At 71.6% G+C, this 13,329-nt stretch carries 13 protein-coding genes; 8 read left to right on the forward strand and 5 right to left on the reverse strand.

From position 1 onward, the window contains the following. From prpB to KV394_RS02955, 4 genes are read right to left on the reverse strand one after another with little or no spacing between them, the layout of a single operon-like run. A complete protein-coding gene (gene prpB, locus KV394_RS02940) occupies nt 1-903 on the reverse strand; it encodes a methylisocitrate lyase (protein WP_136029531.1) in 903 nt (300 codons plus the stop codon). After that, a complete protein-coding gene (locus KV394_RS02945) occupies nt 903-2,429 on the reverse strand; it encodes an MmgE/PrpD family protein (protein ID WP_247982262.1) in 1,527 nt (508 codons plus the stop codon). The genes prpB and KV394_RS02945 overlap by 1 nt, the downstream gene beginning before the upstream one ends. Then, nucleotides 2,426-3,091, reverse strand: coding sequence for a GntR family transcriptional regulator (locus tag KV394_RS02950; protein WP_247982263.1), 666 nt, complete (start codon nt 3,089-3,091; stop codon nt 2,426-2,428). Before KV394_RS02950 ends, KV394_RS02945 begins: the two co-directional genes overlap by 4 nt. Nucleotides 3,092-3,139: 48 nt before the next feature. Beyond that, complete coding sequence (locus KV394_RS02955; RefSeq protein WP_206252582.1) at nt 3,140-4,111, reverse strand: EamA family transporter; 972 nt, start codon at nt 4,109-4,111, stop codon at nt 3,140-3,142. A gap of 39 nt (nt 4,112-4,150) precedes the next feature. On the opposite strand from KV394_RS02955, the gene KV394_RS02960 reads away from it, so the two are divergent. The 8 genes from KV394_RS02960 (at nt 4,151) to KV394_RS02995 (ending at nt 12,590) form a co-directional block, all read left to right on the forward strand. Then, nucleotides 4,151-4,687, forward strand: a complete 537-nt coding sequence (locus tag KV394_RS02960) for a CGNR zinc finger domain-containing protein (protein WP_247982264.1) — start codon at nt 4,151-4,153, stop codon at nt 4,685-4,687. 201 nt (nt 4,688-4,888) lie between these two features. After that, nucleotides 4,889-6,157 (forward strand): ABC transporter substrate-binding protein, encoded by a 1,269-nt coding sequence (locus KV394_RS02965; RefSeq protein WP_136029522.1) that lies wholly within the window; start codon nt 4,889-4,891, stop codon nt 6,155-6,157. Nucleotides 6,158-6,325: 168 nt separating this feature from the next. Then, the gene (locus KV394_RS02970; RefSeq protein WP_136029567.1) at nt 6,326-7,240 is read left to right on the forward strand and encodes a carbohydrate ABC transporter permease; all 915 of its coding nucleotides are present in this window, start codon (nt 6,326-6,328) and stop codon (nt 7,238-7,240) included. Beyond that, nucleotides 7,240-8,094: a carbohydrate ABC transporter permease gene (locus tag KV394_RS02975; protein ID WP_136029520.1), complete on the forward strand. Its 855-nt coding sequence runs from the start codon at nt 7,240-7,242 to the stop codon at nt 8,092-8,094. The genes KV394_RS02970 and KV394_RS02975 overlap by 1 nt, the downstream gene beginning before the upstream one ends. Next, nucleotides 8,091-10,007 carry a hypothetical protein gene (locus KV394_RS02980; RefSeq protein WP_247982265.1) on the forward strand — a complete coding sequence of 639 codons (1,917 nt, stop codon included), beginning with the start codon at nt 8,091-8,093 and terminating at the stop codon, nt 10,005-10,007. The genes KV394_RS02975 and KV394_RS02980 overlap by 4 nt, the downstream gene beginning before the upstream one ends. Next, nucleotides 10,004-10,783, forward strand: a complete 780-nt coding sequence (locus tag KV394_RS02985) for an RraA family protein (RefSeq protein ID WP_247982266.1) — start codon at nt 10,004-10,006, stop codon at nt 10,781-10,783. The genes KV394_RS02980 and KV394_RS02985 overlap by 4 nt, the downstream gene beginning before the upstream one ends. Further along, complete coding sequence (locus KV394_RS02990) at nt 10,753-11,697, forward strand: aldo/keto reductase (protein WP_247982267.1); 945 nt, start codon at nt 10,753-10,755, stop codon at nt 11,695-11,697. The genes KV394_RS02985 and KV394_RS02990 overlap by 31 nt, the downstream gene beginning before the upstream one ends. Nucleotides 11,698-11,780: 83 nt before the next feature. After that, nucleotides 11,781-12,590, forward strand: coding sequence for an amidohydrolase family protein (locus KV394_RS02995; protein ID WP_247982268.1), 810 nt, complete (start codon nt 11,781-11,783; stop codon nt 12,588-12,590). A 63-nt stretch (nt 12,591-12,653) separates the two neighbouring features. Here the strand turns inward: KV394_RS02995 and KV394_RS03000 are convergent, their stop codons facing one another. Next, nucleotides 12,654-13,310, reverse strand: a complete 657-nt coding sequence (locus KV394_RS03000) for a GntR family transcriptional regulator (RefSeq protein ID WP_136044536.1) — start codon at nt 13,308-13,310, stop codon at nt 12,654-12,656. Between the last annotated feature and the right edge of the window lie 19 nt (nt 13,311-13,329).

Here is a 13,329-nt window from a genome sequence, read left to right on the forward strand (position 1 = left end):
TCACTCCTTCGTGATGGTGAAGTTGAAGACCCCGGAGTCGAAGTGGTTGTACGACTCGTAGTCGATCAGGTCGTAGAGATCGGCGCGGTGCTGCATCTCGCCGAGCGTCGAGGTCAGATGCCCCTCGTCGTTCAGCGTATCGAGCGCACGGCCCGCGGCGCCCATCGCGATCCGCAGCAGCGACACCGGCCAGATCACCATCCGCACCCCGGCGCTGCGGAGCTGGTCGACCGAGAACAGCTCGCTCTTGCCGAACTCGGTCATGTTCGCGAGGATCGGCACGTCGAGCGCCTCCGCCATCGCCTCGAACTCGTCGAGCGTTCGCATCGCCTCGGGGAAGATCGCGTCGGCACCCGCGTCGACCAGGGCCTTCGCGCGGTCGATCGCGGCGTCCAGTCCCTCGATCGCCCGGATGTCGGTGCGCGCCATGATCAGGAAGTTCTCGTCGCGGCGGGCGTCGGCGGCGGCACGGATGCGCTTGATCGCGGTGTCCTCATCGACCACGCTCTTGCCGTCGAGGTGACCGCAGCGCTTCGGGTTGATCTGGTCCTCGATGTGGGTGCCGGCGAGTCCCGCGTCCTCCAGCTCCTGAATGGTGCGGGCCACGTTCATGGGCTCGCCGAAGCCGGTGTCGGCGTCGACGATCGCGGGCAGGTCGGTCATGCGCGCGATCTGCTTGGCGCGTCCGGCGACCTCGGTCAGCGTCGTGAGGCCGATGTCGGGCAGCCCCAGGTCGGCGGAGAGCACCGCGCCCGAGATGTACACGCCGTCGAACCCCTTCTGCTCGATCAGCCGGGCGCTGAGCGGGTTGAACGCGCCGGGGAACCGCAGCAGCTCGCCCGAGGACAGGCGCTCCCGGAACAGCCGCCGCTTCTCGGCGGGCGTGACGGTGGAGTACAGCATCAGAACAGGCCTCGGGGAGCCGGGGCGGCGTCGAGCACACCGGGCTTCGCGACGATCGACAGCTCGGCGACCTGGGCGGCCGTGAGCTCGGGGAGGCGCTGCACGAGCTCCAGGAACCGCTCGATCTCGGCCGGCTCCAGCACGGGCTCCGCGAGCAGACGGAACTTCGCGATGTAGTCGGCGCGGGCGAACGGTCGCGCGCCCAGCGGGTGCGCATCGGCCACGGCGATCTCGTCGACCACGGTGCTGCCGTCGGTGAGGCGGATCTCGACGCGACCGCCGAACGCCTTCTCGTCCGGATCCTCCGAGTGGTAGCGACGCGTCCACTCCGGGTCCTCGGCCGTGGTGATCTTGTGCCACAGGGCGACCGTGTCGGCGCGGCCCGCGCGCTCCGGGGCGTACGAGTCGACGTGGTGCCAGCCGCCGTCCTGCAGCGCGACCGCGAAGATGTACGGCACCGAGTGGTCGAGGGTCTCGCGCGACGCGGTGGGGTCGTACTTCTGCGGGTCGTTCGCGCCGGAGCCGATCACGTTGTGCGTGTGGTGGCTGGTGTGGATGACGATGGACTCGATGTTCGCGGGGTCGCGGAGGGCCGGGTTCGCGAGGCCGAGGCGGCGGGCGAGGTCGATCAGCGCCTGCGCCTGGTACTCCGCGGAGTGCTCCTTCGTGTACGAGTCGAGGATCGCGCGCTTCGGCTCACCCGCGGCGGGCAGCGGCACGTCGTACGCGGCGTCCTTGCCATCGAGCATCCAGGCGATCACGCCGTCCTCGCCCTCGTAGATCGGTGCCGGGCTGGTCTGTCCGCGCATCGCCCGGTCGACCGCCTCGACGGCCATCTTGCCCGCGAAGGCCGGGGCGTGCGCCTTCCACGTGGAGATCTCGCCCTTGCGGCTCTGCCGGGTCGCGGTGGTGGTGTGCAGCGCCTGGCCGACCGCCTGGTAGATGGTCTCGACGTCGAGGTCGAGCAGGGTGCCGATGCCGGCCGCGGCCGACGGGCCGAGGTGGGCGACGTGGTCGATCTTGTGCCGGTGCAGGCAGATCGCGCGCACCAGGTCCATCTGGATCTCGTAGCCGGTGGCGATGCCCCGCACGAGCGCCCGGCCGTCTTTGCCCGCGTGCTGGGCGACCGCGAGGATCGGCGGGATGTTGTCACCGGGGTGCGAGTACTCGGCGGCGAGGAACGTGTCGTGGTAGTCGAGCTCGCGCACGGCGACACCGTTCGCCCACGCCGCCCACTCCGGGCTGGTGCGGTGGTCGAGCGCGGCGCCGAACAGGTTCGCCCCGGCACCCCCGGTCGACACCGGGTGGCTGAACGCCTGCGCGCGGGCGGCCACGATGGGGGCGCGGGTGAGCGAGGCCGCGGCGACGGCGGCGTTGTCGATGATGCGGTTGACGATCATGTCGACGACGGGCTGCTCGACCTCGACCCGGTCGACGGCGACCTCGGCGATCTTCCACGCGAGCTGGTCCTCGCGGGCGAGGTTCTCGGAGCTGGCGTGCACGCGGACGTGGTGGGTGACGGTCATGAGTGTCCTTCGCTGTCGGGGAGGGAGTCGAGGATGCCGGTGAGCGCGTTGTGCAGGTGCACGTGCGTGGCATGGGCGGCCAGGTCGCCGTCGCGCGCGGCGAGCGCCTGCGCGATCGTGCGGTGCTCGGCGGCCGACGCGGCGAGCCGGGCGGGTTTGTCCTTGGCCATGCGCCGCACCCGCACCAGGTGCGTGCGCACGGTGCGCAGGGCCGCGGCGATGTAGTCGTTGTCGACGGCGTCGTCGAGGGCCGCGTCGAAGCGGGCGATCAGGGCGTAGTAGGCGTCGCGGCCCGCGGCCCGCGTCAGGTCGACGTGGGAGAACTCGTCGGCGAGGGCGGCGAAGAGATCGGCGTCACCCCGGGCGGCGGCGAGGCGGGCCGAGGTCTCCTCCAGCGCGCGGCGGATCTCGAACAGCGAGCGGATGTCGTCGGCGTCGAGGGCCGCCACCACCGTGACCCGGGGGGACTGCTGCACCACCAGTCCGTCGGCGGCGAGGCGGCGGAGGGCTTCGCGCATCGGGGTGCGGCTGACGCCGAGGCGCTCGGCCTGCTCGACCTCGCCCAGCACGAACCCCGCGGCGAGGGCGCCCGACTGGATGCCGTCGAGGAGGGCCGCATAGGCGCGATCGCTCGCGGACGTGCGCTCGACAGGGAGAACCATGCCCTCAGTGTATACATAAACCCGCTCGAGGTGGACGCGCGGTCGCGTTCAGGCTGTATTCGTATACATAGGCTCGGACGCGGCGACCCGCGGCTCGCCGAGCTTCACCACGACCACGCCGGCGAGCACGAGCACGCCCCCCAGCGCCTGCAGCGGGCCGGGGAGCTGGTCGAGCAGCAGCCACCCGAACAGCAGGGCGGCCACGACCTCGGCGAGCGCGACGAACGAGGCGAGACGCGAGCCGAGCATCCTCGTGGACACGATGCCGAGCACGTAGGCGAGCGCGGTCGCGATGAGCCCGATCGCGAGGACGGGCACGAACCAGGGAACCGTGCCGAAGCGGTACGCGACATCGGCCGTCGTCCACGCGAACGGCAGCACCCCGACCAGACCGGCGAGGGCCAGACCGACGGCACCGAGCAGGAGCCCGCTCCCGGCGAGCGCGATCGGCGGGAGTCCGGTGTCGGCCTTCGCCGAGAGCACGAAGTAGCTCGCCGCCCCCACCATCGCCCCCAGCGCCCAGAGCACGCCGACCACGTTCACCTGCGCACCGGTGACGATGTCGAGCATCAGCACGAGCCCGACGAAGGCGATCCCCGCCCCGAGCACGCTGCGCCGCGTCGGTCGCTCGCCGCGGCGCACCCACAGCCAGAGCAGCACCGCGACCGGAGCCGTGTACTCGATGAGCAGCGCGATCCCGACATCCATGACCGCGACGGCCTGGAAGTAGCAGAGCTGAGTGGCCGCCACGGCGAGCAGCCCGTAGGCGAGGACCATCCCGGCGTTGCGGCGGAGGGCGCGCCACCGCCCCCGCAGCGCCAGGAGGGTCGGGAGCAGCAGGACGAGCGCGGCGACCCCCACCCGTACAGTGACGGCCGCGCCGGGCGTCCACCCCGCATCGATGAGTCCGCGCGCCCACGCCCCGGAGGAGCCGAACGCGAACGCGGCGGCGACGGCCAGCGGGAGCCCGAGGCGCACACCGCTCCGCGTGCGGTTCCTGTCATCGGCCACGGTGCTCATGGACGATGACGCTACCCGCGGACGGAGTAAGATGTCAACATGGTCTTCACCGATGACACCGAGGATGCGCTGCGCGCGGCGGTCTGGCTCGCGAACTCCGCCGAAGAGCCCGACACCCTCGTCGACATCGACGACGAGAAGACGTTCCTCGAGGTGTTCCCCTACACCGGGAGGATCGACCGCGACGGCGTGGAACTCGACGACCTGCGCGCCCTCCGCCCGCGGCTGCGAGCGATGCTGCTCGCCTCGCGCGACGAGATGGCCGCACACGTGAACGACGCCCTCGCCGAGCTGCAGCTCACTCCGCGGCTGGTGCGGCACGACGGAGCGGACTGGCACCTCCATGCGGTGCACGACGAGCGGCCGCTCGCCGAGCGCGTGCTCGTCGAGACGGTGATGGCGCTCATCGACGTGATCCGCGCGGACGAGGGCTCGCGCCTCACGGTCTGCGAGGACGACACCTGCCAGGCGATCGCGCTCGACCTCTCCCGCAACCGCTCCAAGCGGTACTGCTCCACGACGTGCGCGAACCGCAACGCGGTCGCGGCCTACCGCGCTCGGCGCGCACACGCCTGACACCGACGCCTCGCCGGTCTCCCGCGCCCGTCTCGCGCAGCTCCTGAGCGAGGGGCCCCATCCCGCTCCACGGCCCCTGAGCAGCGACCGCCCTTCGTCTCGTCGCACCCACTCGCGGATCGACTGCGCTCTTCACAAACGATTATCGATTAGTGTAATGTCGCCAGCGGCCCTCCCTCATGCATCAGGAAAGGATCAACGATGATCAAGGCCCGACTCCTCCCCCTCGTCGGCATCGCGGCAGTGTCCGCGCTCGCCCTCGCCAGCTGCTCCACCCCCGCCGGAGACGACGGCGGCTCCTCCTCGGAGGACGTCGAGGTGCGCATGCTCGTCAACGTCACCCCGAACCTGACCGAGGAGTTCTGGAACGACCTCGTCGCCCCGTTCGAGGAGGCCAACCCGAACATCGACGTCGTCATCCAGAACCCCGGCGCGGAGGGCGTGGAGGCCGCCGTGCCCCGCCTGCTCGCGGCCGGCGACGCCCCCGACGTCGTGCAGTCGATCGCCCCGACGACGAAGCTCGCACCCGAGCTCGTCGACCTGTCCGGGTACGAGTGGGCCTCGTCCGGTCCCCTCGCCGACCAGTACTCGATCGACGGCAAGAACTACATGGCCGGGATCGGCGTGCAGCTGCAGAGCCTCTTCTTCTACAACAAGACCGCGTTCGAGGAGGCCGGCATCACCGAGCTGCCCACCACCGTCGACGAGCTCACCGAGGCTCTCGGCAAGCTGAAGGCGGCGGGGTGGACCCCGATCCAGACCGGCGGCGACTGGATGAGCAGCCACACGCTGCAGGCCCTCGGCCTGCCGACGATCATCGCCGAGGACCCGGAATGGTTCCAGAAGATGTCGTCCGGCGAGGACACCTTCAGCGAGACCTACGGCGACGCGGTCGAGACCTACGCGGAGTGGGTGTCCGAGGGCTACATCCCCACCGACGCGCTCGGCATCAAGTACCCCGACGCCGAGCAGGCGTTCCTGTCGGGCAAGACCGCCGTGTACTCGATGGGCAGCTGGTTCGCCGGCACGCAGGCCAAGGCCGCCGAGTCGGCCGACATCGGGGTCTTCCGCGCCCCGTCGTTCGACGGCGACGAGCAGCCCGCGATGGGTGCCAACATCGCCAGCCCGTACTCGATCCTCAAGTCCAGCGAGCACCAGGACGCCGCGGCGAAGCTCGTCGAGTTCCTCACCACCGACCAGACCGCGGTCAGCGACCAGCTGGCGGTCGACGGCAACTTCCGCGACGGTTACGAGTACGACATGACGCCGCTGGGCGAAGAGCTGCTGCAGATCGTCGCCGACACGCCCGCCGAGGCCTACACCCCCACCGGCGGCGGCTACGGCGAGCGCACGCTCCCCGACGGCTACCCGGGCGAGATCAACACCCAGACCCAGGCCCTCATCGGCGGCGCCTCCGCCGAGCAGGTGCTGAAGGCCATGGACGACTGGTTCGCCGCGAACGCCGGCTGACCGCTCGAGGCGCCAGGGACCGCATCCGTCCCTGGCGCCTCCCCGGCGCCGCATCCGCGCCACCCCCACCAACGCGCCACCGAGAACGAGAGTGCCGCCATGACTCCGCCCACCACGACCGCGCCGCCCCCGGCCACGGCAACCGCCCCGACAGGACCATCGACGCCGATGAGCTCGACCCCCGCCCCCCGCAAGCGCTCCGCGCTGCAGCGGTGGCGGCACCGCCTCCCCGGCATCCTCATGGGAGGGCCCGCCGTGGCCGTCTTCCTGGCGATGTTCGTCATCCCGATGATCCTCGCCGCGGTGCTGAGCTTCACGGACTGGAACGGGTACAGCCTCAACTTCACGTTCGTCGGCTGGGAGAACTACATCAAGGCGTTCCGCAGCCCCCGCTCCACCCAGGCCGCGATCTTCACCGGCATCATCGCCGTGGTCGGCACGATCCTCTGCAACGCCATCGGTCTCGCGATCGCCGCGCTCATCGCCGGTCCCGGCCGCTCGAACACGATCCTGCGCACGATCTTCTTCTACCCGTACGTCATCAGCGCCCTCATCATCGGGTTCCTGTGGTCGGCGATGCTCTCCCCCAGCGGCGCCGTCAACGGGTTCCTCACCACCGTCGGCCTGCCCGCGATGCCCTTCCTCACCGACCCCACCTTCGCGAAGGCGAGCGTGATCTTCACGATCGTGTGGTCGCACTTCGGCTTCAACATGATCCTGTTCCTCGCCGGCATCAAGTCGGTGCCCGCCGAGTACTACGAGGCCGCGACCGTGGACGGCGCCTCGCGCTGGCAGCAGTTCCGCTCCATCACCCTGCCGCTCATCGCTCCGGTGTTCACGGTGAACCTGGTGCTGACCCTCGTCGGGCTCCTCAAGGCCTACGACGTGGTGCTCTCGCTCACCGACGGCGGCCCGGCGGGCTCCACCCAGACGATCGTCTACCAGATCCTCAAGGACTCGTTCGCAAACTCGGCCCTCGGGTTCGGCGCCGCGCAGTCCATGATCCTCCTCATCGTCACCGCGGTCATCGGTCTCGCCGTCACGCTGGTGCGACGCCGCTCCGAGAAGAAGGCGACCGACTGATGAAGCAGACCCGCAACCGGCCGGCGCTCGCGGTGAGCGCGATCCGCTGGATCGTCCTCGGCGTCGTGGCGATCACCATGCTGATCCCGATGTACACGATGGTCATCAACGCCTTCAAGCCGCAGGCGGAGATCATCGAGAACCCGCTCCTGATCACGCCGCAGATGTTCACGTTCGAGTACCTGTGGGAGGCGATCACGAGCAGCAAGTTCAACGTGATCGCGGCCTACGGCATCACGCTCCTGTTCGTCGTGCTCGTGAACCTCTGCTGCATCGCCCTGGCCGCACCGGTCGCCTACGTGATCGCGCGCGGCCGCTCCAAGTGGCACCTGGGGCTGCTGCTGCTCTTCGTCTCCGGCCTGTTCATCCCGGGCCAGGTCACGCTGATCCCCGTCGTGTTCGTGCTGCGGGTGCTCGGACTGATCAACACGATCCCCGGCTTCATCCTCTTCGAGACGGCGGCGACGCTCCCCGTGACGATCTTCCTGTTCACCGCGTACCTGCGCAGCGTGCCGCGCGACATCGACGAGGCCGCGTCCCTCGACGGCGCCGGTCCGATCCGCGCCTTCTGGGCGTGCGTCTTCCCGATCATGAAGCCGGTCGTGGCGACGGCGGTGGTGCTGAACTCGATCGGCGTGTGGAACGACTTCGTGAGTCCGCAGATCATCCTCGGCCCCAGCTCCGGCATCTACACCGTCACCACGGGTGTGTACGCCGCCGTCGGGCAGTTCTCCACCGACTACACGCAGGTGTTCCCGACCCTGCTGCTCGCCGTGCTGCCCGCGATGGTGTTCTTCATCGTGATGCAGCGCCACATCATCGGCGGCCTCGTGGCCGGCGCGACGAAGGGATGACCGTGCCCGCGCATCCGCTCACCCGCCCCCTGCGGGCGATCCCGGCCTGGGCCGTGCTGCAGCGGCGCCTCTTCGCCGAGATCGAGGAGGCCCGCCGCGTCTTCCGCGACCGGTACACGCTCCCCGACGGCCGCCTCCGCGGCGTCGCCGAGTTCGTGGACCGCGACGGGGTCGACGACCTCTACGAGCCGTTCTTCAACTGGCCGGCCTTCTACCTGCTCGGCGGGCCCGACGAGGTGCTGGACGACGCCAAGCGGCACTGGGAGGGCGTGACGGTGCAGCTCGCGGAGGCGGGCATGCTCGCCGACGAGTACGACAACGGCTACGACTGGTTCCACCAGGGCGAGTCGCTGCTGCTGTTCGCGGGCATCTGCCAGGCCGACCCGGCCGACACGGCGTTCGCGGCGCGCGCCGCCCGGTTCTCCGCGCTCTTCACCGATCCCGCGAAGGGCAACTACGACCCGGAGCACACCATCATCCGCGCACCGCACAACGGTGCCCTGGGCGCTCGACCGGGCCTGGACGAGAAGATCGTGCCGTATGTGGCCGACCGGGCCGAGATGCGACCCTACGGTCTGCCCCTGCACGGGCTCGACGGCATCCGCACCTGGGACGACCTCGCCGACCCGGACAACGCGCACCGCATGGCCGAGGAGATGCAGCGTCGCGCCGCGGGCGACATCGCCGTGAACCTCGCCGCCACCTCGCTCGCGGCGAACCGGTGGCTGTACGACGGCGACGCCGCCGCGGCCGACTGGATCGAGCAGTACGTCGACGGGTGGCGGACACGGGCCGACGGCGGGCTGCTCCCCGACAACGTCGGCCCCGGCGGCACGGTGGGCGAGCTCCACGACGGGCGCTGGTGGGGCGGCCACTACGGGTGGGCGTGGCCGCACGGACTGCACTCCGTCGGCATGAGCGCCCTCATCGGCGCCCTCAACCACGCGCTCGTCACCGGCGACGATGCCGCCCTCGACCTCGTGCGCACGATGCTCGACACCGTGCTCGCGGAGGCCCGCACGGGCACCGTCGCCGACTCGACCTACAGCTTGCGCGGCGGCTGGATGGCCCGGCTCGGAGCCGCAGCTGCCGAGCCCGGGGTCCTCGTGCCCTACCGCTACGGACCCGACGGGTGGTTCGACTTCGGTCCGCTGCAGCTCGACCTGCCGCTGTGGCTGTGGTGGTGGTCGCGCTCGACCGCTGACCGCAGCCGCCTGGAGCGGGCGATCGCGGGACTCCCCTCCTCCGCCGACCCCGTCGCGCCCTTCCGCGACAAGGAGGAGGCGGGGCACGAGGCCGGATGGTTCGCCTATCTCCGCGGAGACCTGCCGGAGTACCCGGTGCGTGCGCTCGAGATGGCGCTCGGTCAGGTCGCGCGGCGCACGGTCATGATGCTCGCCGACGACCGCGATCCGGATGCCGCCCACCTGCACTTCTGGCAGCGCGTCAACCCCGTCGTGACCGAGGTGCTCACGCAGCTCGTCGCCGGGGCCCCGCAGGTGCTCTACAACGGCGGGCTCGGGTTCACCGCGCTCCGCTACGAGGACGCCGACCGCGGCCGGCCGGGGCTCCCGCCCGACGTCGCCGCGCTCGTGCATCGCCTCGACGACCGCGGGATCGGCGTGCAGCTCGTGAACACCTCGGCCGTGCACACCCGCACCGTGCGGCTGCGCGGCGGCCGCTTCGGTCTCGACCGCATCGTGGAGGTGACCGCGACCGCGGAGGACGCCTCGGGCTGGCCCGGCGCCTCCGGCACGTACGCCGGACCGGAGGGCGAGATCGTCACGCACACCTTCCCCTGCGACGACGACCTCGTCGTGACCCTGCCACCGGCGCACCTCGCCGACCTCGACCTGACCATCGCGCGCGCGACCGGCTCGCCGCGCCACCTCTTCCCCGAAGGAGCCGCATGAGCGACCTGATCCGACCCGACTTCCCCCTGCCCGTGCGGGGGGCGGCGTACCAGCGGCCGTCGCGCGACGTGCTCGACTCCTTCGACGCGATCTCCGCGGCGACCGCCTGCGCCAAGCTCCACGGCCTCGGCATCCGCCGCAGCTACATCGAGGGACCGCAGCCGCTGAGCCTCGGCCAGCGCGTGGTCGGCTCCGCCCTGACGCTGCAGTTCATGCCGCAGCGGGAGGACATGGCCTCGGGCGACGGCCAGGAGTACGCCGAACGGCACACGGCCCTGTGGCACGTGCTCGAAGCGGTGCAGCCGGGGGACGTGCTGGTGATCCAGGCGTACGGCAGCCGCTTCTCCGGCTGCGTCGGCGACATCCTCGCGCGCTACTTCGCCCGCAAGGGCGGCGCGGGCATCGTCGTGGACGGGCGCATCCGCGACGCCGGCCGCATCCGCGAGCTCGGGATCCCCGTGTGGTCGACCGGCACGACCCCGCACTATGCCTCGCAGTCGGAGCTCGTGCCGTGGGCGTTCGACGTGCCCGTGGCGGTGGGCGGTGCGCTGTGCATGCCCGGCGACCTGGTCGTGGCCGACGACGACGGACCGGTCGTGGTTCCGCAGGCGATGGCGCCCCAGGTGGTCGAGGACGCGCAGGATCATGAGGAGTGGGAGGTGTTCAGCCGCAAGCGCCTCGACGAGGGCGCCCGGCTGAGCGACTACTACCCCCTGACCCCCGACAGCCGCGAGGAGTACGAGGCATGGCGTTCCGTCCGCAGCTCCGTCCTCTGACCCCGGCCGTCGCCGCCCGCGGCGACGCCGGGCTCGGCTGCGCCCCGATCGGCAACCTGTTCGCGCCGGTGCCGGACGCGGATGCCGTCGACACCGTGCACGCGGCGCTCGCCCGTGACGTGCGGTTCTTCGACACGGCGCCGCTGTACGGCTCGGGAGAGAGCGAGCGCAGGCTCGGCCTCGCCCTGCGCGGCGTGCCCCGCGACGACTACGTGCTGGCGACCAAGGTGGGACGGGTGCTCGTCGACGCCGAAGGCGCCCCGGTGCGCGGTGCGGCGAGCGGGCACGATTCCGTGGTCGATCTCAGCCGCGACGGCATCCTCCGCAGCCTCGACGGCAGCCTCGCCCGCCTCGGCGTGGACCGGGTGGACGTGCTGCACCTGCACGACCCCCTCGATGTGGAGGCCGCGTTCGCGACGGCCTTCCCGGCCCTCCTCGATCTGCGGGACCAGGGCGTGGTGCGGGCGATCAGTGTCGGGCTCGGGCGCCTCGATCCGCTGGAGCGCTATGTGGCCGAGGTGCCGCTCGACGTGGTGATGGAGGCCGGGCGGCTCACGCTGCTCGACCGCACGGCGCTCGACCGCCTCATCCCCACCGCTCGGGCACGGGGCATCGGTGTCCTGGCGGCGGCGGTGTTCAACTCCGGCATCCTCGTCGACCCGGTCGGCTCGCCGTTCTACGAGTACAAGCCGGCGCCCGCCGCGCTGCAGGAGAGGGCGCTGCGACTGCAGGCCGTGTGTGCGGCGCACGACGCGCGGCTGGCCGACGCGGCCGTGCAGTTCCCGCTGCGCCACGGCGCCGACGCGGTGGTCGTGGGGGCGCGGACGCCGACCGAGGTGCATGCGTTCGTCGACGGCCTCGACGCCGCGCTCCCCGCGGCGCTGTGGGATGCACTCGACGCGGAGGCCGTGTGAGCGGGCGGCGACGGCGGCTCCCCCGTGCCGCGGGCGCCGCCGTCGTCGCGATGGCCGCCTGATGGCGCCGCACGGGACCTGACATGCGGATCGTCGATGCCCACGTGCACGTCTGGGATGTGGACGCCGTGCCGATCCCCTGGTTCCGCGACGACCTCGACCTGCCGCGGCACGCCTCCGCCGTCGGGCTCGGACGGGAGCTGACCGCGGCCGGTGTCGCCTCCGCGATCGCGGTGCAGGCCGCGGACTCCGTGGCGGAGGCGGAGTGGCTGACCGCGACCGCCGCGCGCGACCCGTTCCTGCGGCGCGTGGTGCTGCAGTACTCCCCCGCGCCCGGACGAGCGGCCGGTGCGACCGGCGTCGCCGTCACCCCGGCGGTCGTCGGCGTGCGGGCGGCGGTGCCCCAGTTCGCCGCCGACCTGTCCGACGTGGGCGGCCTCGACGCGCTCGCCGACCACCTCGGCGCGACCGGCCGTGCGCTCGAGCTGCTGATCCGCCCGGAGCAGCTGCCCGCCGCCGCCACCCTCTCCCGCCGCCACCCGGGCACCGCGATCGTGGTGTGCCACCTGGGCCTCGGGGCGCGGACGGCCGACGGCACGTGGCGGGCAGCACTAGACGAGGCCGCGTCGGCGCCGGGGGTGTCGGCGAAGGTCTCCGGGCTCGACCTCTCGGCCCGCGGCGCGGAGGAATCGCGCGGCCTGCTACGGCTGGCGTTCGACCTCTTCGGCGCGGAGCGGCTGGCGTTCGGCAGCGACTGGCCGATGTCGACGCGGAGCATCGGCTATGCGGACGTGCTCGCCGCGACGCGCGCGGCGCTGCCCCGCCTTTCCGGCGCCGAGGAACGGGCGTTCTGGTCCGCGACCGCCGACCGCCTCTACCCCACGGGCGCCTGACCCCCGCCGTCTGTCTCGTCGCGCGGCGGCTCGCACGGAGTCGCGCGGGACGGCGCGGGAAGGTCAGGCGTCGTCGAGGAGGGTGCCGGCGGCGTGGCGACGGAACAGCGCGGACGCGGCCTCGACATCGCCCGCGTCGAGCACGTCGAGCAGTCCCTTGTGCCAGTCGGCCACCTCGTGCCAGTCGCCGGTGAACGTCGGGTCGCCCAGCACGTGCATCACCCGCAGGCTCGGCTCGAGCAGATCCCACATCCGCGGCAGGTACACGTTGCCGCTCGCCTCGATCACGGCGCGGTGGAACGTGAAGTCGAGCTCGCGGAAACGGGCGAGGTCGGCGGATTCGGCCGCCTCATGCATCTGCGCGATGAGCGACACGAGCTCGTCGCGGCGGGCGGCGTCGAGCGCGCCGCACGCGAGCCGGCCGGCCAGGCCCTCGAGCTCGACCCGGGCGACCTTGGCCTGCTCGGCCTCCTCGGCGGAGTAGCTCGCGACGAAGTTGCCCTGGTGCCGCACGTGCGACACCAGCCCCTCGTGCGCGAGGCGCTTGAGGGCGTCGCGCACGGGAGCCTGGCTCACCTGGAGCTGTCGCGCGAGCTGGGACTCGACGAGCTGCTCGCCCGGGGCGAGGGTCGACTCCTTGATCATCGCCTTGATCATCGCGTAGATCTGATCCGACAGCAGTCCTCGCTGCAGTCCCGCTGTGCCCAGAGCATCCGTCATGACCATCAGTCTACGTCCA

The organism is Microbacterium sufflavum, assembly GCF_023101165.1.
GTDB classification, from domain to species: Bacteria; Actinomycetota; Actinomycetes; order Actinomycetales; family Microbacteriaceae; genus Microbacterium; species Microbacterium sufflavum.

Bases quoted from the DNA above. Each gene is read 5' to 3' on its own strand.
- KV394_RS02990 (WP_247982267.1), top strand. From the start codon at position 10,753: ATGGCGTTCCGTCCGCAGCTCCGTCCTCTGACCCCGGCCGTCGCCGCC.
- prpB (WP_136029531.1), bottom strand. From the start codon at position 903: ATGCTGTACTCCACCGTCACGCCCGCCGAGAAGCGGCGGCTGTTCCGG.
- KV394_RS02970 (WP_136029567.1), top strand. From the start codon at position 6,326: ATGAGCTCGACCCCCGCCCCCCGCAAGCGCTCCGCGCTGCAGCGGTGG.
- KV394_RS02980 (WP_247982265.1), top strand. From the start codon at position 8,091: ATGACCGTGCCCGCGCATCCGCTCACCCGCCCCCTGCGGGCGATCCCG.
- KV394_RS02955 (WP_206252582.1), bottom strand. From the start codon at position 4,111: ATGAGCACCGTGGCCGATGACAGGAACCGCACGCGGAGCGGTGTGCGC.
- KV394_RS02985 (WP_247982266.1), top strand. From the start codon at position 10,004: ATGAGCGACCTGATCCGACCCGACTTCCCCCTGCCCGTGCGGGGGGCG.
- KV394_RS02975 (WP_136029520.1), top strand. From the start codon at position 7,240: ATGAAGCAGACCCGCAACCGGCCGGCGCTCGCGGTGAGCGCGATCCGC.
- KV394_RS02950 (WP_247982263.1), bottom strand. From the start codon at position 3,091: ATGGTTCTCCCTGTCGAGCGCACGTCCGCGAGCGATCGCGCCTATGCG.
- KV394_RS02965 (WP_136029522.1), top strand. From the start codon at position 4,889: ATGATCAAGGCCCGACTCCTCCCCCTCGTCGGCATCGCGGCAGTGTCC.
- KV394_RS02945 (WP_247982262.1), bottom strand. From the start codon at position 2,429: ATGACCGTCACCCACCACGTCCGCGTGCACGCCAGCTCCGAGAACCTC.
- KV394_RS02995 (WP_247982268.1), top strand. From the start codon at position 11,781: ATGCGGATCGTCGATGCCCACGTGCACGTCTGGGATGTGGACGCCGTG.
- KV394_RS03000 (WP_136044536.1), bottom strand. From the start codon at position 13,310: ATGACGGATGCTCTGGGCACAGCGGGACTGCAGCGAGGACTGCTGTCG.
- KV394_RS02960 (WP_247982264.1), top strand. From the start codon at position 4,151: ATGGTCTTCACCGATGACACCGAGGATGCGCTGCGCGCGGCGGTCTGG.